The following is a 21,978-nucleotide window of genomic DNA, read 5'->3' on the forward strand; positions in this document are numbered from 1 at the left end:
ATTTGTAATTTCCTTATGATTGCAAAACCATTTTAACTGCTCGCGCTGCTATATCCCTTCACAGCCCGTTTCCAAAGCAGCCGTATAGCTGCGAAGAGCAAAAGCGATCCGATCAGCACCAGTCCTGCATATAACCAGCTGAGCTGTCCAAGCAGGAACATCGGTCCGAAATTAGTAATAAGGAACAGCGGAATAACGAAGGTCCCGATTCTGCGGACCCAAACAGGATAAATAGCCATTGGGAAATTGTTGGCATCCCAGGCGGAATGGGCGATATCCGACATAGCCCCCGTCTGGACGAACCAGAATGAAAGCAGCGCTGGGATAATCATTAGGCAATACGTGATGACAACGGAGACCAGCAGCATTAAGGCAAATCCCGCAAGTTGAACGAATGACAACGGAATATCCATCGCATGCCAGCCGATACCGATCATAGTGAAACCGACCAAAATATCGGGAATTGGCAGCGCCAGATCGACGTATCGCAATGATGCCATGAACTGCAAGGAAACGGGCTTCGTAATCATCAAATCAAGCGAGCCATCTTTAATATACTCAGGAATTTTCATGAAATTTGTAAAAAACAACCCGACATAAATTCCCGTAACGACGGTGTGCAGGCCTATAAATAGAAGCAGCCCTTCGGGCGGTATGCCTTCTACATGCAGATCAGTGCGGAACACGACGAGCACATACAAAAGCTTGGCAAGCAGATAGACAGATTCGACAAGCAGGCTCATCACAAAATTGCCCCGAAACTCCATCTGAGCGATGAGACAATTTTTGATAAACATACCGTACAGGCGCAAATATTTTCTCGCAATTTTAAACATACGGAACGTCTGCTACCCCCCGACCGCCGAATATTTCTTTATGGATACGCGCCACGTCAGACGGGAAATGAGCAAGAAGAGCAATATCCATCCAGCTTGAATAAACAGCCCCTGATACATAGCCATCGTCTCTGTTTTACCGCTCAGAACATTCACCGGAAAATAAATGGTATACGGAAAAGGAGTATATTGAAGCGCCTTTACAACCTTTTCTCCGAAAATTTCCAAAGGGAACATACCGCCGCTCAAAATATTGACCAGCAAACTTGTAATCACAAAAAAGTATGAGATTTCATGCAAATAAAACGCGCTGGCGCAAATACAGTAGGCGATCAAAAAGTTGAGCAAAAGCGCACCCCACAGCGTCACAGCGAACAAGATTATACGTACGATCTGGATATCCAGCACTTCCCTAGCGGCTGAAATCCAGATCATACAAATAAGCAAAAGTGCAGTAATACCGTAATAGATCGCTTTTTGACCGAAAAAGGACATCAGCCGGTACCCGAAGTAGCTGACTGGCTTAATCAAATATTTGTTAAGGCCGCCATTCTTAATATCGCCGGCAATCTCGTGCTCAAACTGGGTAGCAATCAGCTTGGACACCAGCCCTGCCAAGATCGTATACAAAATAATTTGACCATACGAATACGAGAACAACGCCGCCTTGCCGGAATGTTCGTACACCGCCGTCCAAATAAAATATTGAACGAGAATTGGAAAAGCAGCCCCAAGAAGACCAAGAAAGAAATGAAATCGGTATTCCATCGAATGCTGGACGCCCACCCTAAAAACTGCCATGTACAATCTGCGTCTGTTCATCCTACAGCTTCCTTGCGATAGAGCATGGAAATGCTCTCCTCGATCGGTACGTCTTCTATCGTCCAGTCGATGATTGGAAACGAATCGAGAACGGCGCGCGACACTTCCTTCAAACGATGCTTGGGCAGCTCTAGAACAACGTTGTATTCGTCTCCGCTTACCATTTTCCCGAATTTGGCCAGCCGCTGCTGGGCAACAGGTTCGGAGAAGTGCAGCCTTATAATTTTCTGCTCGCCAAACAGATCATTGATCTTGTGAAGATCTCCATCGTACAGAAGACTTCCTTCATTAATAATGATCGTCCGCTTGCAGAGGTCCTCCACATCCTTCATGTAGTGGCTCGTAAGCAAAATCGTCGCACCAAACTGCTCATTGTAGTATTTCAGAAACTCTCTAACCTTCTTTTGGGAGGGGAAATCAAGCCCGATCGTCGGTTCATCGAGATAAAGCAGCCTAGGGCGGTGGATAAGCGCGGCGATCAGCTCCATTTTCATCCTTTCGCCCAGCGACAGCCTGCGCACCTGCACGTTCAGAAGATCCTGCACATCCAGCATCTCCGATAGCTCAGCAAGACTCCGGTGGTAGAGATCATCCTCGACGTCATAAATGCATTTGTTCAAATAAATCGATTCGCTAGCTGGAAGGTCCCACCAAAGCTGATTTTTCTGCCCCATCACAATGGAAAAAAGCCGTTTGAACTCATTCTTCCGCTCCCATGGCACATAGCCAAACACATCGGCTTCTCCGCCTGTCGGATAGAGAATGCCAGACAGCATTTTGAGCGTTGTCGTTTTACCCGCCCCGTTTGGTCCGAGAAATCCGACGCATTCGCCGGGGCCTATGTCAAAAGAGAGCGATTTGACCGCTTCCTTTACCAGCGACTTGCGAGCAAATAAATTTTTCAGCGAATTTTTAAGCCCCGCAGCTTTCCGGTAGTACACGAACGATTTGTGCAGCTCCCGCACACGGATATAGCCCATCCCTGTTCCTCCTGGCTTAAACTCCATTGTTGTACAGCAGCACACACTTAGAGCATATCGGCATTAAACCGCAGGCAACAATTTCGCGCTGTTTCCGAAGATCTTCACCATGAAAAATATCGGCTACGCTTTCCTCGTACAAATTCCCAACACTGAATTCGGGGAAAAATTTGCACGGATTCACTTTGCCGTCCGGCATCACATCCATCCGATTCGAGATCGAAAAGCACTTCGTACGATTCATAGCCGGTTTCTCGCTGCCCCGGATAAATCCTTCCACCTCTTCGGGCTCCAGCGCAGGCTGATAACGGACACGCACATTCCAAATTCGGGAATTCACGCGTTTAAGCTCTTCGAGCAAAATATCAAAATTATCTGGCGAGATGTGAAACGTGAAGGAGTGCCAACTATTCTTGTGATCGTCTGCAAAGCGGGAGGCAAGGTGCGGGAAATGAGCATCGAAATAGGTGTCCATTCTATCCGCCGTATCAGAAGGGATATACCAGGGGAAGCAGAAATAGACAGAATCTACGCCCATCTCTTCAAAAAATTCCATAAAGCTGTAAAGCTTGCCGACCATCTGGTCGTTAACCGTCAACGCCACAGAAACCTTGCCTTTATATATACCCTGCTTTTTCAGATCTAGCAGCAGCTGGATTGCATGGATTACTTTCTTAAACGTGCCTTTACCTCGGATTGCATCATTTTCCTTCTCGAAGCCTTCAAGGCTGACCAGCATGACCAGATTTTCTGACATTTTCAGAATGGAATCCAGCTTCTGCTCAATGAGAATCGCATTCGTGCAAATCGTCGTGTAACGTTCTTCTTTGGATAGCAATTCTGCCAGCTCATCGAATTTGGAGTAAAATAACGGTTCGCCGCCCCACAGGAAAACACGTGATTTGCGTGCTCTCGTTTCAGCCAAAATCTTCTCCACGACGGGAATATCGATTTCATCTTTCTTCACTTCTTTGGCAAAACCGTGATGGAAGCCATCCGGATTCCACTCAAAGCAGTGTGTGCAGCGTAGGTTGCAGCCATTATTAAGCTTGATTCCTATCTCATAAGGCACGGGTGCTGCATAAGTTGGATCATCTCTGCGCTTCCTTCCGGTTTCCGCGAGCGGAACGAGCGTTCTTTTCATATTACGAAACGTGATTTGGTCAAACGTAACTGCTGTTTTCGGCTGCATAGGTGATCCTCCCGAAATGGTTAATTTTTGACCGCTGCTCTAATAATCGTCTGCAAGTCTCCTCGAGCAAATGCTCCGAAAAACGTTGGTTTTTCCACTCCGTAAAGCGGATTCCGAATCCACAAGATTCCCAATAGGTTGAATTATGAAGCTCATGGTCGCCGAACGGCTCCAACATGACAAATGGGATTCCAAGCGACAACGAATCGTTCAAAGTCGCTCCCCCCGGCTTACTGATGATCGCCCAGCAATTGCGCATCAGCTCGGTATAAGCTGAGTAATCCTTGAGGGGATACTCCCTGAGAATTCCATTTTCACGGATATACTGAAGCATAGGCGGGAAAGAATGTCTCCCTTGTTTGTCGCTGCTCCACGGATCCCAGGAGACCTCCGTCCCAAAATATCGCGTGGTCCCGTCATCCTCCTCCACCTCTGAAGGATCGTAAACAATGACATCCAGACGGTGTCCGAGCATTCGAAGCTCTGAGATCGTCTTGGCATAGGTGCCGATTCCCCAGCCACCGCCATGGATCAGAATGCGTCCGGCACGCTGCCAGAAAGGCAAAGGCTCCGCTTCGTCTGAAGCAATGTAACTGCCCGGAGACATTTTTTGAAGCTCGTAAAACCAAACGTTCTTATAGACGGGGTACAACTGCTTATGTACCTTAAACGACGGGGTATCCCACGCATCCATTCGAATCAGCCGGATGTCCAATTGCTTGTTAGAATCTGCCTTGTAACTCTCCAGTATAGGCAGCCAGAAACCCGTAAACACCGCAAAACGGGTGACATCGGCCTGTTTCCAAGCGTTCAGCAGTCTCTGAACCTCTACCTCGTCCAAGGAATTGTCAACGGGTTTGGCCAGCTTATGCCCCATAAGAGCAACGGCGAAATCCGCATGAAATGCTTTTTTGGTGGATCTGATCCTGCTTCGCACTTTTTCGTCATACAAGCTCTCCAGAACGTAAATATCCGTTTCGACTCCTATGCTTTGCAGGTACGTATGCAGATGCATAGCCGGAATGTACGCGCCGAGCGAATTACCCGACGCCAGCAAAATAACTGAAGATGAATTCATGCTCAGCTCCCGCGTTCCAAATTTAGTTGTACACTTTAACGGATAAGTCGGCGAGCACCTGTCGCAAGCTGTTAATCAGTTCGCTGCGGTGTTCATCATCTCGGCCTACGACTGAGACATAAAGCCGTCCCTTCGGCATGCCTCGTTTGTTTTGCGTTCCCTCCGCCATTCGGCGGCGAGTCAGAATCTCGTTTATCATTACGGTATTGGATGATAGAGGAACAACCCCGTATCCTGAGGGGGTTGTCAACAGAATTTCAGATGCACGCAATGCGTGCAGTAGAGTGTCAAACTCGAAGCCTTCCGGTAATCCGAGGGATAAAAACGTTAGCCAGCCGCTATGTCCGTACGTTTCCCAACATTTATCGAGATATGCGTTAATAAGTCCCATGGACTTGCGGGCGTTAATCTCTACAATCGATACGACTTTTCCGTCCTCCAATATCATGGAGTCAAAGCAGACAAAGCCGTGGTAGCCGTCTCCCGCCAGCAGCCGGAGCGCCTTCTCCATCACGTTGAAATAGCCAGCATTCTCCAGCATGCTGATAAAAACTTCATCCGCCTTGATAGACCCGCTATAGTTTTGCTGGTGATTAATCATCCGCTGAACTGAAATGAACGCCGTCTCGCCACTCTCCTTGATGAACCAGTGAGAGCTGAAGTCGGTCTTTTTCTTTAGCAGCGGCTCAAGCAGGAATTGAGAGCGCAAACCTCTTTCCTCCTGTTTATGCAAGTGATCCGTTATTCTTCGCTGCATGGATTCGCTGTCAATGAGCATATTGCCTTTGCCAGCAACGCCGAAGGGATCTTTCAATAAATAGTGCCCCTTCTTCAATAGAGCACTTCCGACCGTCTCTATTTCTGCTGCGCTGTTCGCCTCTATGCCGTAACACTTCTCGCCTATTCTAACCAAGAGCCTGTTGGAATACAGCTTTGAATTAACACGTACAACCGTCTCTAGATCTGGCAAGGAACCGCTAGGTGCGGCGGCGTATAGGTACGCTTCCGTATCCGATGTTATGGCGTACGGGGACACCATTTTGGCAGCGCTTGAGAACCTCTCTTCACCCTGTGATTTCATCTGCTGCAAAACCACACCCTCGTGGAAACCGGAACCGGTTGTCTGAAGCACTTTGTTTGCCGGTTTGGTGAGCCTTGCTTGATCGGCCGCTAGTCTGAACATGCAAGATTTGAATAAGTCCGGTTCGGGCAAGGGATCCTTCTCATCATTCAAATCATAGTGATAGCGAGCTCCAAACGAAAAACCTAGCCCATTAAAATACTCATGCAGTACTGGGTTGATTTTGCAACGGCTGTAGAGGATATCATTAGGCCCGCAAAACGGAAAGAGCAGCTCATCCATGCATAGGACAATGGACTCACTATCCTTGTCCGGCATAGCAGGCAGCTGGGCAAGATCAGGATCTCTCCACCTCGTTTCGGGGTCGAAGGTACCCATAACCATTTTCACCATCACGTCGGCTTTACGATTTAGCATCTTCGTACAACGGCTGGCCTTGCGGCTGGCAGCTTTTCACAAACTGAATAAAAGCTCCGATCGACTGGAGATGCTCATAATCGAATTCGTCATAGTCAATGGCCACATTCAACTGATCCTCGACTTGGAGCATAAACTGGATCATTTGCAAAGAATCAAGGCCAATATCATTGTTCAGATTCGTTTCAGGGGAGAGGGAATGGCGGAGTTCCGGCTGGTCTTCTTTAATCGTGCACAAAATATCAGCAATTTTATCGAACATTACTACACTCCTTTAAAGGTTTAATGTATGAGGAGCATCCGAATCCTCACTTTCATAAATTCCAACCAAATAAAAAACAATCCTTGTTTATCCCTCCAATTCCTATAAATTACAATTATTATCATGCTCTAGCAAGAATCTGTCAACGAAAATAGAGTAGATCATTTACACTATTTTTCAATATAACCTCGCGAATACCCTTTGAATAGGTAGCAAGAATCATCTGATTTTGAACCTCGGCATTGGATTGCGACAAATTCATACACCAATATGGATTAATTCTATTCAAAACCGACCACTTATTTAGGACTTTTTAACCTAAAATTCAAAAAATTAATCTAACCATCATTTTGCTGCAGCTCGTTTTAGTTTTTTGTACTATTTTCATCTAAAACAAAAAAGCCCCCCGGAGCTCCCATTCAACTCCGAGGGCATAATTAGTTTATGGCTGCAGCTGCCACAACGCGGGAACGTTGCTAGGCTCCCAGCCTGCTAACGAAGTGTGCGGTTGGATACATTTATACGTCGCACCATTGTATGAGACTAGAGCATTCGCTGCATATGCCGTATTAGCAGCCCATGGTGTAGCGCTTGGCCCTTGAGCCGTCGTAGCGGTGACTGCATTGCTGTTGCCTGATTCGTTTTGAGATGGATCAATAGCACGAACCGTGAACGTATAGGAAGTATTAGGAGCAAGACCCGTAACGAGCTTCTCTGTAGCTGTGCCCGTTACGGTTGCAACGACATTTGAACCGACATAAATGCGATAACCAGCGATGCCAGATGCATCCGTTGAGGCGTTCCACATCAGCGTAAGTGAGTTTGAGCCAGCCGCTCCCATAACATGAAGCCCAGACGGGTTCGTTGGCGGAGTCGTGTCGTTCGGGATCTGAACCGTCGTTATTTGTACGCTATTGCTGGCTGGAGATCGATTGCCGGAGGAATCAAACGCTTTGACGGTTAAGTTATAGGTGGTTCCTGCAATCAAATTCGTCAGGTTGACATTTAATTGATTTCCCGGAACGGTTGCTATTGGCGAGGTGTTAGAGCCGGAATAGATCTCATAACCTGAGACACCATTATTGTCCGTTGAAGCTCCCCATGATAGTGAAGCTGTTGTTGTACCGACTGTACCTGCTGTAAGGTTCGTTGGAGTAGTTGGGGCAACGTTGTCTGAAGCGCCAAACTGAACATCAATTACGTTATACCAAGCGTTTGGTGTATCATAAATATCCCATACAGCAAGGATGATTTGATAACCAGTCCTCTCTGGTACACTACAGGTATGGGACAACGTTGCAGGAGGCTGTTGACCGTTCCCCTGTACTGTACAGAACGGAGTCAGATCAAGCTGTGCACGTGAAAGCGGAGCATTAGGATTCCAATCTTGCTTGGTAATAAAATAGCGATAACTTGTCGTCGCATGACGGGCTGTGAACTTCCAAGTAAATGTATTGGTACCGCTGCTAATATTGACCTTATTCCAGCGTGTAGCTGTTTGTTGATCAAGATTGGCGAAGGCAGCAAGGCCGGCACTGGCGATTTTACCATCTGCAGGTCCAGCTGCTGGAAAACCTTTTAATCCTTCGAGGCTTTGCGGCTCATAAATAATTGCGCCACAGTTCGTATTCAGTCCATTTTTACATTGTATCGCCCGACTTGCAGGATTATCGATATAACCATGTGCAGAAACAGGCTTAACGAAAGCAATCATACTGGTTAATAGGAGCAGCAGAACAAGACAAGCAACCAACACACGCTTCTTCAAACTCGAACTCATATGAATCTGATTCATCATCACATTACCTCCTAGGTTTTTGGTCTGGTTTTAGAATCCATCCATTTCCTAACAGCATGCGGATATCAGTATCATTTCCCCCCTCTCATCATTAGCAGCGACGTCTATAAAGATAGGTTCACTTTTAAGCGACCAACTCCTTAAGAATCCGAATTTATATAAACTCCTAAGAGCTTATACACGCATTAAAAAATGAGCAGTGAAAGTAAATTGGGTATGGTTTGGGTTCATGGGAAGGTGTGAGGTTTGGTAAAAAGCCAAAACTTTCCGGATGTTTGTACCGAAGTGTGGTGGAGATGAAAGGCTCTAAAATCGGATTGTAGCTGAGGAATGTTCTATGAATCAATCATAATGTAAACGTTATTATTTTGCACTGCTATTTTAGAACTAATATTTTTTACGCTCAAAATAGGTCTTGCACCCAACCCCAACGACCTAAGCTTATGACACAAGGATGCATTTATTACCATTTTTTGTGTATAAAGACCTAAATTTGTTTTCGCCATTTCAGCTAATTCGGATACTTACATTGTTCTCCTATATTAAATTGCTTTTACTTCTATTTCAGCAATGGTACGTTTATTTTGAGGTTGAACAGGACGATGATTATCAGGGAATATGGCTTGAAATGCTTTTATTTGAGCTTTCGACATTTCGATAGGCTTCTCTAGAACAGTCCACTTCACGCCCTCGGAACAAGGCGGAGTCGTCAGTGATCCTTGGTAGCGATAAGCGTCCAGGTCACTAGGAAGAAGCTTGCTGAGATCAATTTTGTTTTTCAAAACAAAATCAGCAGCAGTCTTTGTTTTTGGCAGCTTGGACCAAATTTCAGTCAAGGCCGGGTTTCCTTTACCCTCCTTAATAAGTACGCCTAGCACAGCTAGATTTCCAGTCTTGCTCTTATGTACAAAGTGCAGCTCCAAGGGGGATGCTTTTCCGTCTATTAAATGCTCACTCGGTGTGTGGAAATGGAATTGAGCCAATGTGTACTTTGTATCGCCTATTGTCAACTGATTGGCAGCTGAAGATGTATTGGCTTGAATGGTATGTCCGCTATTGCCGAAGGTAAAGGAGGTTGGTTTGTAATGGACGGTCACCTTCGTTTTGTTGCTATTTTTATTTGCTTCGTCGCTATGTATATCGATTGGTGATTGCTCCACTCCAGCACTGCAAGCAGCATATTCCGCATTAAGATGGGCCCAATGCTCTGGTCCAGTGCTGCCTTCATAGCTCCAATGCGGTGCTTCGCTCTCGGACTTTGATGCTGGTGCTGCATAAGCGACAGTTGAAGCTAGCAGAACTAGCATAGCTGCGCTTGTGAGTAATTTAGTCAATCGTGTGCTCATAAATCAATTCATCTCCTTAATAAGTTATGATTGAATGATACAAAAAGCGGTACGCTGCTTCGAACACCTCCTACAGTATAGTACCAACAACTTGGCGAACTGTAAATAATTAGAATTATTTTGTGCATATTGAATATTTTGAACATAAAACTCATATTTTCATCATGATGATTACTGGCTAACCTAAATAATGGAGCAACTGCCGCAGCTGTTGCTCCACTCTTCCGTTTATCAACTACTTTTCAAAAAACTCTTTATCTTACACCAACCATTAAAAATCGATTTCCACTCCATCGATAGTGATGGCCTCAATCTTTGAAATATCTAAAGGCAAAGCAGGTATGAATTTCGCTATAACCTTCTCATTATCACTATAGCTAGTCATAGAATCAAATGTTTGAACTGTGCCGTCATTCATTTTAGCCGTTACTGTAATTTTACTAGAGTTATTTAATTCACCAATTCCATATAAGGTTACTCCTAATGGTGAAACGGTCATACGATTGGCCATCCACGTCCCAAAACCCTTGGAAAAGGCTGTATTTTTCTCTTCACTAACCGACCGCATTTTAAATGTAGTATTCCAGTCGCCTACTGTGTAATTGTTATTAGATACAAAATACCCCATTAGTTTCAGATCGTTTATGTTTAAATTATCGATGTCAAAGATATATTCGACATATTCGTTCCCGTAATTCGTATTTCCTAAATCATCAATTCCAAAAGATACATTGGAAGTATGTATTTTATTTCCTGAAGGATCAATAAAATAAAAATATCCATGACTATCTATATCATCTCTGGTCCATTTCGTTTGGATGTGAAGTCGATTATCAATAAAACCTAAATTAGATATATGCATAAAATTTATTTCTGGAAGATAAAGTTTGCTTTCGTCTGGCTTTAAAACCTGTATTGTTCTTTGTTCCTCTAATTTTTCAAAAATCTTCCCACCGCCACCAGGACTATTATTTAAATCTAATGATATCGTTTGAGGTGTATTGTGTTTTGCTTCCATAAGATTAGCATTAACCTTCACTTCTTCAAATGTTTGTTTATGACTTAGGAAAGAGTTGATTCGAAAACTTATTTTTTTATTATTAAGTCGCTCGCCACTGTTAGCTTGCATTCGTAATGTCGCAGTATTAGTGGTTTCATCGTAATCTACCATTTGAATATTAAACATATGACCTTCAGAAAACGAGTAATCATCATAAAGATCAAGAGTTTCATCTATTCTATTGCCTGTAAGATCTTGCATAGTCACATATATAACTGCCATTTCATCATCATTCATCGCAGCGACTACTTCCATCTTAATACCATCATCTTCACTACTCATTTCGATAGGTTGGAGCATTAACGCAATTTGTGGACTAACGATAGATAATAAATTATTAAAACTTGGCATAGTGGCTGCTCCTACTCCAATCGAAAAAACTAGAGATAAAGAAGCTACTAAGGGAAAAACTAACCGCTTATTAAAATTCCTTTTTAGTTGTTCCGATTTCGCCATTTTCACCCCAAGTTTCGCTCTCTCATGTAATTCTTTTGGAATCTCGATTCTATCTAATTCTTGCTTTACTATATTATTCACAAATCCCAACCCCCTTAGCTTGTTTACGAAGCTTATCTAATGCACGATATAATATTGATTTTGACGTCCCTAATGGAATATTTAACATCTCGGCTATTTCTTTAAATGAATAGTCTTCGTAAAATTTTAAAATGACAATACTCTTTTCATCTTCATTTAACTCATCCAATAATTGATCAAGTGTTAATGATAGAGGGATAATTTCAACATAAGGATCAATTAACTCCTCATGCTCTGGTCTTAGTTGAACCACCTTATTGTTTTTTCTTAAACAATCAATAGCACAACTAATGGAAATTTTAATTAACCATGTTTTAAAATACTCTGGTTTTTTTAATGTATCTATCTTTTTAAATGAACGATATGCCACTTCTTGAACGATATCCAAAGCATCATCTTTATTTTTGACATAAACATAAGCCATGCGATATATATCTTGTTCATATTTTTGGAATAGCTTTAAAAAKGCATTATCGTCACCCTTTTGAGCTTTTTCTACTAATCTAATAATTGATACCCACCCTCTTTATTTTTCTTCTTATACCTATTAGACAAAGTAATTCAGCATTTGGCTTAAATTTTATAAAAAATATCCCTATTCTAGTAAGCATGGGTAGGAATGTAAACGGCGAATTTCCTGTTTTATGGTTAGTTGGGATTTTAATCGTGTGGGTATTCGTAAATTTGAGGAATGGAGTTGACCTCCTCACTTCCCTTAATAATCCTGTTGCCGCAACAAATATGTATCTATCTGGAAAATGAGGATATCCTAACTAAACGATACCATATTAACCATCAGATCAGAGGTACTCAGATGATTAATTCAACAGACAATATTGATGACCAGCTGTTGCAAAAGGATTTAAAAACTAATTTAAAAAAGCTGCAGGATAATCTTGGCCATAGTCCCGACCTGATTTTGCGTCAATTCCAAGTTGATTTAGCAAAGAATGTGTCCATCCAAGGAGCCATTGTATATATTGCTGGGCTATCGAGCTCAAATGCTATGCTTCAATCCGTCTACTCGGGAAACAATGAGAGCAATCAATATTCTGATTCGACAGAATTGATGGATTACTACAAAGATCGTGTCATTCCTGAAGGAGCCATATTTGATCTCAAATCATTTAATGAAATGTTTGATATGCTGCTTGCTGGAAACAGCATCTTGCTTCTTGATGATTGTGCTGAAGCTCTTGCTGTTGACACAAAAGATATTAGAGCTCGCTCGGTTGAAGAACCTAATGTTCAATCCGTGGTGCGCGGTCCCCGTGAAGGTTTTACTGAAGTGTTAAGTTGGAACACCGCTATGATTCGCAGAAAAATCAACAGTCGGCACCTTTGGTTTGAGACCTATAAAATTGGAAGTGTCACTCAGACAGAAGTTTCGGTCATTTATATCGAAAATCTTGTTTCAGATAATGTGCTTGAAATGGTTAGAGAACGATTGCAGAAAATCGATATCGACGGCATTCTTGAAAGCAACTATATAGAAGAGCATATTCAAGATAAGAAATATTCACCTTTTCCAACCATATTTAATTCGGAGAGACCTGATGTGGTTGCTGCTGGTTTGCTGGAGGGAAGAGTCGCGATTATGGTGGATGGAACTCCATTTGCACTGCTCGTTCCTGCACTGTTTACGCAGTTTTTTCAATCAAGCGAGGATTATTACGAACGAACGGATTTCAGCACACTGATTCGTTTGCTCCGCTTTTTGTGTTTTCTTATAGCTACCATTACACCCTCTTTCTATATTGCGATTACAACATTTCACCAGGAGCTGCTTCCAACGACATTGCTCTATAACCTAGCCAGCCAGCGAGAAGGCGTTCCTTTCCCAGCCTTTATAGAAGCGCTGGTCATGGAGATTACCTTTGAGATTCTCCGTGAGGCCAGTGTACGAATGCCAAAAACGATTGGACAATCGATCTCCATCGTAGGAACACTGGTTGTCGGACAAGCCGCTGTAGAAGCTGGCCTCGTCAGCGCTGCCATGGTGATTGTGGTTTCCATAACGGCCATTTCGAATTTCGTACTCCCTGCTTTTAATCTAGGCATTGCGGCTCGGATTATCCGGTTTTTGCTGATGATCATGGCAGCATCCTTTGGATTGTACGGCGTATTTATCTGTATCATTGGGATCATTTTTCATCTATGCAGCCTCACGTCATTTGGCGTTCCTTATATGGCGCCGCTGGCTCCCTTCAACAGTACAGATCAGAAAGATACTCTTTTTCGTATGCCATTGCGCTCCATGATTACACGCCCCAAAAGCCTTAAACCAAAAAATCTAGTGAGGCAGAAAAAATCATGATACGTTCTACATCATCTGTCAGGCTCCCTCTTGTCGTCGTCGTTCTTCTAATCTCCGCCGTTCTCATGACTGCTTGCTGGAGCAGACATGAGTTAAATGAGCTTAGTATCGTGGTAGGGCTTGCCATCGATAAGAAAGGCGATAAATACAATGTAACTGCTCAAATTGTTAATCCAGGTCAGGTAAGCAATAAACACGCAGGATCAAACAACTTCAGTCCAGTAGTCTCTTATGAAGCAACAGGTGTTTCTGTACCGGATGCCCTCAGCAGAATGACGGTTAAGGCGGCACGACAACTATATTACTCACACCTGCGGATATTAATTATAGGCGAGGATGTAGCTCGCAGCGGAATCAGCAAGCCGCTCGATTTTATCGCAAGAAACCGTGAGATGAGAACAGACTTTTATCTCATCGTAGCTAAAAAAACAACAGCAAGTGAAATTTTAAACATGTACAGCCCTATAGATCCGATTCCTGCGAATAACTTGTACACCAAGCTGGAGACCTCTGACCGAGTATGGGCTGCAACCGGAAAAATCACATTGGACAGGCTTATTCAAGATTTATCCCAGCAAGGAAAAGGAGCGACTTTAACCGCTATAGAAATCGAAGGCAGTCCTTCAAAAGGCGATAAAATAACTGATGCTGTAAATGTTGAACCAAAGGTCATCCTCAAATACACCGGTATGGCCGCTTTTAAACGGGATCGTATGGTAGGCTGGCTGAATGAAAACGACACAAAGGTGCTCAATTATATTCAAAATAATATCGTCAAAACAACTGGCACAATCGCTTGTCCAGAGAGCAAAGGGAACATAAGTCTTCAAGTCGTCCATTCTCATACGGATATACGCGTAAATACGAAAAATAAAACTCCTGCATTCGAAGTCATTTTAAAAACGGAGCAGGATATAACAGACATTAGCTGTGAGCTTGATATCACTCAGCCGGAAACGTTAGCCAAACTAAACAAGCTGGCCGATAAGACACTGGAAGATATACTGAGCCGCACGCTTCACAAATTTCAAAAGCAAGTTAAAACAGATATATTTGGATTTGGTTCAGCACTTCATCGTTCCAACCCGAAAATGTGGCATGGCATTAACGATTGGGATAAAATATTCGAAGATGTGAATATCACCGTTCAATCCCAGTGCACTATTCGGCGAATTGGTACTACGGTACAGTCTGTTAGAAGCACAATTAAAAAATAGGTGGCGGCAGCTATGTGGTTATGGATAGGTATAATCGGTGCATGGACATGGGTTTCCATTGTAGAAATCCCACCCCTATTCGGCAAGCGCAGGATGAAAGAGCTTCTACTGGTTGTATTCATTATGATAACAGCAACCTCTGGCAGTCTGGCTTTCATGTATATGAACATACCGCCTAACCCTTTGGAATGGATAGAAAAAATAATATCTCCTTACGCTCGTGCAATCTACTCCTTGATGTCTTGAAAGGAAAAGACCGATGATGAAGCCAGATACTTTAAGTGTTCGCACTTTCACGATATTAGTCATTTTTTTCATGATTGGCACCTCCATCCTCATTACGCCTGCAGGACTTACTTTGGTAGCGAAACAGGATGCTTGGCTCGCAGCCATAGTAGGAATCGGACTCAACATTCTAAGCGTCCTTATTTATGTCAGTCTCGGTAACCGATATGGGGACAAAACACTCATTGAGATGTGCCATCTTGCTTTTGGAAAGTGGATCGGCAATGTATTCGGTCTCTGTTTTATCGCTTTTTTCTACTTGCTCACCTCTCTGATGATTGGGGATCTCGGTTTTTTCCTAACCACACAAACCTTGCCGGAAACACCGATTGAAATATTACTCATTATCTTTGTCATTATTGTTATATTTGCCGTACGAGCAGGCATGATCGTTTATTCCCGTGCGGTGCAAATATTTTTTCCGATCCTATTTTTTATGCTCTGCTTTCTTATCATACCTATCTTCCCTCAAATAGACTTTATAGACTTTGAACCCATACTGGAATACGGCTTTAAGCCCATTATAAAAGCTGGCTTCTCCTTTTCCGGATTTCAGGAAATGATTGTGCTGCTCATGATTTATCCTTACGTAGCGAAATCAGCAAAAAAAGGACGAGGCTTTGTATGGGGGACCGTCATCGGTGGATTTGTACTGATCATCATTACTGTGGGATGTATAGGCGTAATGGGAGCTGCCGTCACCGCTAATCAATTATTTCCGGCCTACGTACTGGCGAAAAATATTAACATCGGCCATTTTCTTGAACGTATTGAAGGGATTATGATGTTCATTTGGATTTTATCCATCGTGATGAAGATTGTGCTGACGTTTGATGCATCGTTGATTGGGCTCTGCCAGCTATTCAAATTGAAGGACCCGAAACCATATGTCATACCCATGGGATTTGGCTTGATCGCTCTAGCGCTGTTATGTTACACAAACACGATTTCCATCAATGATTTCCTCACCAAAAACTGGACACCCTTTGCTACGATTTTCACGATTTTTGTACCCTTGTTCATTCTAGGTATATTACTGTTTCGTGGACCGGGCGCGAGTAGAAATAAGCAGGAGAATACAACTGAGAATGAGCAAGCATAGCTGTGATGGGAAGAAGACAAATCGGAGGTTTGTTTAATAAAACGGCGCCGCCTCAGAAGGAGGCGCCGTTGCAAAGCATAAATGACTGTAAAGCTCAGATATTATTTCCCCATAACTTCTTTCAATTTCAGCAGCACAGTAACCGCTTCAGCACGGGTAGCAACGCCAGTTGGCTCAAATTTATTACCGCTGCGTCCTTGTACAATTCCTTGCTTCTTCGCCGTTTCCGCAGCCTTCTTAGCCCATGCAGGTATAGCACTGTCATCAGCAAAGCCTGTTTTACCGGTTGCCTCTGCATCAAGGCCAGTAACTTTTGCGATCATAGCAACCATCTCGGCTCTTGATATGCTTGCATTTGGACGGAAGCTGCCATCCTCATAACCTGTAAGAATACCAGCCTCAACAGCCTGAGCTACTGCCTTAACCGCCCACGCGCCAATAGCAGACTTATCTTTAAATTGCAGTTCGCTTCCGCTTGTTTGCGGCTTCAGCATTTGCATCATCATCACTGCAAACTCCGCACGTGTTACCGAAATATTCGGCTTAAATGTGCCGTCTGAATAACCATTTACAAAGCCTTCTGCCACTGCCTTTTGGATATTCAGCTGTGCCCAGTGACCATCAATATCCTTGAAGCTCAGTTGATTTTTATTTATTGCCAAAACAGCAAATTTCGTAAAGTGATCAACTTCAACTTCAATTTTATTACCGTTTATCTTGCCTCCGATAGATACCCATTTCTTGCTCGTCTCATCGAAGTAGAATACAGCTGCCGTTTGATTCTCTTTAAGCAGCGATGAATTAAATTCAAAGACGAGTGTAACCTTTTTGCTGAATTTACCCGAACTATTTTTCAACACTTCAAAGACTGAGCTGAGAGGAATATCGTCTTTTGTGAAAAGCTTAGCCGTATCCAGCAGCTCTTCAATGGTCAACATCATTTCCTGAGCTGTTGCTCCAGCTGGGATCGTGACTTTAATTTTCTCACCTAAACTCACCTTTGCTGAGTAACCAGCCGGTATTGTTGCTTTTCCATTCGTAGATACAATCTCTGTTATACCAGTACCGCCGCCTGAATTACCGCCAGTTGGCGCTTTAGGTGTCGTAATATTTCTTGCATTGCTTGCCTTGGAGAAATTATTCGCATGATCGAATGCGATGACATAATACTGGTATGCTGTTTCCGAGCTTAACCCTGTATCACTATAAGATGTACTTGTTGTTGTTGCCAGCTCAATACCATTGCGGAAAACCTTGTAGCCTGCTACTCCCAAATTGTCAGTAGAAGCAGACCATGTCAAATTAATTTGAGTGCTGGAAACCGCTTCTGCTTTTAAATTCGATGGATCAGTAGGCAAATCCGTATCAACGATAGTTGGTGTCCACCAGTTGCCGGATACGACAATCATGCTGAGCAAACGGAGATTATTGCCAAAATATAAATCATCTTCCGTTTTAACAGCCGTATTATGATCCCATAGCTTATTTAGCCATTCTTGATTGGATGAATCGATCATTGCACTAACCATTAGCGGAGCTGAGAAGGTGATATCTTGATAATCAGCTATCGCTTCCGAGCCATCCAATTTATAGCCTGCTAAAATATTTTGTGGATCGTTATCCGTCTTTTTACGAATCCACTCATTTAATGTACTTAACTGATCTTTTGCACGTTTTTCCCCTGTAATGAGATAGTCTGTGCCTATGCGCCATGGGGTGCGGGATGAGTTGTAGCTATAATCGCCGTCCGTATCTGATTCTAGGAAGAAAGGCGGTGCAGGTATAAAGCTTCCGCTGTCAGTATCCTTCACGACAAAGTCTGGGAGCAGACCAGCGTTCGGACTGAAATTTTTATAAAGGCTTTCCATCACGTTATAGGTTTTGTCGACTACCTGATTCCAACGGCCATCGCCGGAAACAACAGCAAAATCCTTCATATGCTGCAGCATGAAATCCGAAGGACGGGTAGCATTCTCGTACTCTCCGCTAGTTGCCCAATCGGCAATTCTTAATACCCAATCCTTTTGGTTGACTTCACTATCCATAATGGCTTTTATTACTTTGCGAGCCTGAGCCAAATAATCAATTTCCCCATCATTTCCCCATTGCTCACTCGCAAGAAGAAGTGCATAAGCAATATCCATATCTCCATCTGTAGCTGAATCTACACCGTTAATGTCAATAATTGCTTTGCCATTATCAGCTTGCTGCCAAGCCATGAGGTCTGGATTAATTTCGCTTGGATGTGCTCTGAAATAACGATACATGCCGTCAAAATACTTCTTTGCATCTTTATCATGGCCTGCCATTAGAGCGGTGATCAGCATTCCGTAGCCATGAGCTTCGGAAACTGTAATCTCATTCTCTTCAAACCAGTCTCCATCCGCATACCACACATAATATTGGCCTGACGTATATGGATTCTCTTTCAAATATTTCGTTTTCCACTCGTCATATAATCTCGACACGGTATTATCCATATCAGCTTGCGTAATATGATTTGGCTTAATTGTGCCGTCCGCATAAGCGGTATGCTGAGGGAATGCTTTAAGCGGGCCTTCACCCGCAGCAGCTGGCTTCGTCTTCACGCTTATCGAATTACTTGCAAGCGATTCGAGTCCCTCTCGATTAACTGCTTTCACTTCATACGTATAAGTGCTGTTTGCAGCTAAACCAGTATCGGAATAGGTTAGCTTCGAGCTTGATGTTGCGCCAACTTTCACACCATCACGGTACACATTATAGCCTGCCACGATGATGTTCCCAGAGGATGCCGCCCAAGTCAATTCGTTCTGATACGGAGATACGGCTTTACCCGTTAAGCTTGTTGGTGCTGAAGGCGGCTCGTTCTCGGCACCATTTTCAATCGTTGTAACTTCCACCGGAGCGGAGTTGTCTCTCGTTCCAACAGCCTTAACGATAAAATCATATTTCTTATTAGGATTGATGTCTTTAATTTCTAAGCTGTATTCCGTTTGATTGCCAGTTGCTGAAATATATTCGCTCCAGTGTGCTGCTACTTTGTCGTTCTTCTCGTAGATTCTAAATCCTCTAACCGGCTCTGTTCCTGTAGAAGGCTTCTTCCAAGACAAAATCGCTTTATCTCCTTCCACCTTCACCTTGACGTTCTCTACCTTCTCCGGCTTCGTATCCGTTCTTCTGATTCCATAATCATCATAAGCTTTCAATCCCTTGCCAACTGTGTTTTCAGCTTTTTCATCTGCAACAGCTGCTGTGAATGCGGTAAAAGCAAGTACTTTATCCGAAATAGACACATCCGTAAACATTTTCTTGAATGGTTGAGTGTCAATCTCAGCAAAGTAATCATCATAAGGAATGGGATTGCCATTCTCATCCTTTACTTCTTGCGCATCTCCATTTTCATCAATATAATGCTGATTATTTTTTTCGTAAAATTTATTTCCGAACGCATTAGACATCAGGTAGACTGTCCCTTTAGGATCGATAGCATTGCCTTCCTCATCGATTTTAAAGTCTTTAATGATCTCATCATTTAACATTTGGAATGATCTCATATACATGTGATCATGGGCTTCGAACACCATATCGATTCCCATTTCGTCAAATTCAGGAATGAGATACTTTTTGTAAAATTGAACCCGCTCATCTTCCCATTGCGCTGAATTGTCGCCAGCTCCATAAGGCCCTTTATGGAAAGTGACGAACTTCCATTTCTTATCGCTTTTTGCTACTGTGTTTTGCATCCATTTCACTTGATCCCAGAACTCTTTATCCGCCCATTCTACATCTTTCCCATTCGCTGCAAGTCCGCCTTCATATTGGGAATTGAATACCATGAAGAGCGCGTCGCCATACTCGAAGGAATAGACAGAACCTTCATCCGTACCCGCTACCGTTTGCTTAGGCAAGTTGAAGTGATTATAGAAATTATTATTAGGCGTCGTTACATCACCGTCATAATCATTCACTTCATGACCGCCAAGTACAGGCACATAAGGAACATTTGTGAGAGAATCCTGTGCTAAGCCCAGCATCCACTGCCATTGCTCCTCCAAATCTCCATTGTCGACCAAATCGCCCGCACTGATCAGAAATTTAGGTTCGCCAATATAATCGACTGCTTTCCTAAACGTATCTGCCCACGGTTCAAAATCAGACTTATTAGAAGCCTGCGAATCCGATCCTGCAATAAAGCGGAAAGGTTGGTTAGCTGCTGTATCCGTTGTAAATGAACCAATCGAGCTCCAGCTGCCTTCTTCTCCATTGCCAACTCGGAATTTATACGCTGTACCTGGTTTCAGCTCTCTTGCGGTTGCTTTATGACTAATGAATTTCGTGAATGTTTTGGAATCACGATCAGCTTCTGTCATAAAGGTTTCAATTTCCTCCGCCGTTCCTTTATAGCTGACCGCTCCATCTGCCGGGAAGACATCCCCTGACATTTTCGAAGCCTCAACAACTTGAACGACAGAGTCTGTCATCGTATCGGTATACCATGCTAGAGCGATACTCGTCTTTGGATCACCGTTAAATGTCATATTGATCATTTTCGGCAAGAAAGGCGATTGTTGTATGCTAAAGCTCCATGCCAAATCACGAATCTGAGTTACTTCGTCTGTACCTTTGATTAATGATTTCGGAACTGAGATTGTATACGTTTTGCCATAACCAAACTCAGGATGATTAATATTAAGCGTGTTTCCACCTACAACTTCCAGTGAAACACCGGCTAATGGTTTATTCTCATTGTCGACAATGCTTACAGCAGATGCGGTGTCTAAAGAAATAGCCTTATTAAACTTCACGGTCAAAGGCGCATCCACCGATACATTTTCAGCCTTGTCCTTTGGAAGCTTAACCAGATCAATAGTGGGTACACGAATGGCCGAGTTATCTATACGCTCCCCTTGAACCAGAATGTTTCTGATTTTGCTGGAGCCTCCGCCTCCAATTCCATCACTATTGCCATTTGTATTCTGTCCCGAGCTAACGACCCAGCGAAGATACAGAAGCTCCTGATCATTCGCTTCACTTGGAATCGCAACGTTTTTCAGTTTGCATTCATCGTTAGGCGGACAACTGTATACTCCTTTAGTCATTTTAACCGCACCGCTTGGCACATCCGTCCATGTTGTCCTGTCCGTACTCATCTGCAGTTTAAAATCACGCGGTCCGGAGCCGGAAGAGGTTTGCTCCGATGACAAGGTTAAATTTTTATAGCCTTTAGTCGAGATCGTAGCAAGCCAATATTTTTGGCTAAAATCACCGCTCCAGCCTTGATAGCTAAGATCCTTGTTGCTCCCGCTATAGTATTCAAACGTTCCACCGACATTTTGGAACAAGGAAGCCGCTCCGTAAGCACCGCCTGTTGCTATGGAGATGCCATTATCCCCTTCATTCGGAAATATCCATTCCGCAACCTTCTCTGCTCCGTTACTCACAGCTGCTGGTTCATCCGCGGCAGCAACAAAGTTAGAGAAAGTGGTTGTCAACATGATGAACGTTAATAATATACAAGTCATTACATGAAATGATTTTTTCCGTTTGTTTCTGCTATGCATATACTTAACCTCTTTTCTTTTCCATAATGAAAACGAATGATCAAAAAGTCCAAAACTTTGAATGCGCTATCATAAATATTTGGTTTTCACAATCACTCTTGGCTC

General features: G+C 43.3%; 16 protein-coding genes. 4 read left to right on the plus strand and 12 right to left on the minus strand.

Going from position 1 to position 21,978, the window contains the following annotated elements; genetic code table 11:
• Positions 1–32: 32 nt before the first annotated feature.
• The 11 genes from AB4Z17_RS13010 to AB4Z17_RS13060 form a co-directional block, all read right to left on the minus strand.
• Positions 33–836 carry an ABC transporter permease gene (locus AB4Z17_RS13010; RefSeq protein WP_441910330.1) on the minus strand — a complete coding sequence of 268 codons (804 nt, stop codon included), beginning with the start codon at positions 834–836 and terminating at the stop codon, positions 33–35.
• Positions 837–848: 12 nt separating this feature from the next.
• The gene (locus tag AB4Z17_RS13015; RefSeq protein ID WP_441910331.1) at positions 849–1,658 is read right to left on the minus strand and encodes an ABC transporter permease; all 810 of its coding nucleotides are present in this window, start codon (positions 1,656–1,658) and stop codon (positions 849–851) included.
• Entirely contained in the window at positions 1,655–2,638 is a 984-nt protein-coding gene (locus AB4Z17_RS13020; protein WP_441960113.1) for an ABC transporter ATP-binding protein, read from the minus strand. The genes AB4Z17_RS13015 and AB4Z17_RS13020 overlap by 4 nt, the downstream gene beginning before the upstream one ends.
• 16 nt (positions 2,639–2,654) lie before the next feature.
• Positions 2,655–3,830, minus strand: coding sequence for a radical SAM protein (locus tag AB4Z17_RS13025; protein ID WP_441910333.1), 1,176 nt, complete (start codon positions 3,828–3,830; stop codon positions 2,655–2,657).
• Positions 3,802–4,908 carry a hypothetical protein gene (locus tag AB4Z17_RS13030; RefSeq protein ID WP_441960114.1) on the minus strand — a complete coding sequence of 369 codons (1,107 nt, stop codon included), beginning with the start codon at positions 4,906–4,908 and terminating at the stop codon, positions 3,802–3,804. Before AB4Z17_RS13030 ends, AB4Z17_RS13025 begins: the two co-directional genes overlap by 29 nt.
• Before the next feature lie 22 nt (positions 4,909–4,930).
• Positions 4,931–6,406, minus strand: coding sequence for a hypothetical protein (locus tag AB4Z17_RS13035; RefSeq protein WP_441960116.1), 1,476 nt, complete (start codon positions 6,404–6,406; stop codon positions 4,931–4,933).
• Positions 6,393–6,668: an acyl carrier protein gene (locus AB4Z17_RS13040; RefSeq protein WP_076267666.1), complete on the minus strand. Its 276-nt coding sequence runs from the start codon at positions 6,666–6,668 to the stop codon at positions 6,393–6,395. Before AB4Z17_RS13040 ends, AB4Z17_RS13035 begins: the two co-directional genes overlap by 14 nt.
• Before the next feature lie 442 nt (positions 6,669–7,110).
• Positions 7,111–8,463 (minus strand): lytic polysaccharide monooxygenase, encoded by a 1,353-nt coding sequence (locus AB4Z17_RS13045; RefSeq protein WP_441960127.1) that lies wholly within the window; start codon positions 8,461–8,463, stop codon positions 7,111–7,113.
• Between the two features lie 545 nt (positions 8,464–9,008).
• The gene (locus AB4Z17_RS13050; protein ID WP_441960118.1) at positions 9,009–9,812 is read right to left on the minus strand and encodes a carbonic anhydrase; all 804 of its coding nucleotides are present in this window, start codon (positions 9,810–9,812) and stop codon (positions 9,009–9,011) included.
• A 271-nt stretch (positions 9,813–10,083) separates the two neighbouring features.
• Positions 10,084–11,409 (minus strand): hypothetical protein, encoded by a 1,326-nt coding sequence (locus AB4Z17_RS13055; RefSeq protein WP_441910338.1) that lies wholly within the window; start codon positions 11,407–11,409, stop codon positions 10,084–10,086.
• The gene (locus tag AB4Z17_RS13060) at positions 11,402–11,920 is read right to left on the minus strand and encodes a sigma-70 family RNA polymerase sigma factor (RefSeq protein WP_441960129.1); all 519 of its coding nucleotides are present in this window, start codon (positions 11,918–11,920) and stop codon (positions 11,402–11,404) included. The genes AB4Z17_RS13055 and AB4Z17_RS13060 overlap by 8 nt, the downstream gene beginning before the upstream one ends.
• Positions 11,921–12,223: 303 nt before the next feature.
• On the opposite strand from AB4Z17_RS13060, the gene AB4Z17_RS13065 reads away from it, so the two are divergent.
• The 4 genes from AB4Z17_RS13065 to AB4Z17_RS13080 are packed head-to-tail and all read left to right on the plus strand — an operon-like array spanning position 12,224 to position 16,330.
• Positions 12,224–13,726: a spore germination protein gene (locus tag AB4Z17_RS13065; RefSeq protein WP_441960120.1), complete on the plus strand. Its 1,503-nt coding sequence runs from the start codon at positions 12,224–12,226 to the stop codon at positions 13,724–13,726.
• Positions 13,723–14,943, plus strand: a complete 1,221-nt coding sequence (locus AB4Z17_RS13070) for a Ger(x)C family spore germination protein (RefSeq protein WP_441960122.1) — start codon at positions 13,723–13,725, stop codon at positions 14,941–14,943. The genes AB4Z17_RS13065 and AB4Z17_RS13070 overlap by 4 nt, the downstream gene beginning before the upstream one ends.
• Positions 14,944–14,955: 12 nt before the next feature.
• Complete coding sequence (locus AB4Z17_RS13075; RefSeq protein WP_441910341.1) at positions 14,956–15,189, plus strand: hypothetical protein; 234 nt, start codon at positions 14,956–14,958, stop codon at positions 15,187–15,189.
• 13 nt (positions 15,190–15,202) lie between these two features.
• Positions 15,203–16,330: a GerAB/ArcD/ProY family transporter gene (locus AB4Z17_RS13080; RefSeq protein WP_441960124.1), complete on the plus strand. Its 1,128-nt coding sequence runs from the start codon at positions 15,203–15,205 to the stop codon at positions 16,328–16,330.
• A gap of 101 nt (positions 16,331–16,431) precedes the next feature.
• On the opposite strand, the gene AB4Z17_RS13085 is transcribed toward AB4Z17_RS13080, so the two are convergent.
• Positions 16,432–21,873, minus strand: coding sequence for a glycosyl hydrolase family 8 (locus AB4Z17_RS13085; protein ID WP_441960125.1), 5,442 nt, complete (start codon positions 21,871–21,873; stop codon positions 16,432–16,434).
• Positions 21,874–21,978 lie beyond the last annotated feature (105 nt).

This window comes from Paenibacillus sp. TAF43_2, assembly GCF_052113545.1.
In the GTDB taxonomy this organism is placed as follows: Bacteria; Bacillota; Bacilli; order Paenibacillales; family Paenibacillaceae; genus Pristimantibacillus.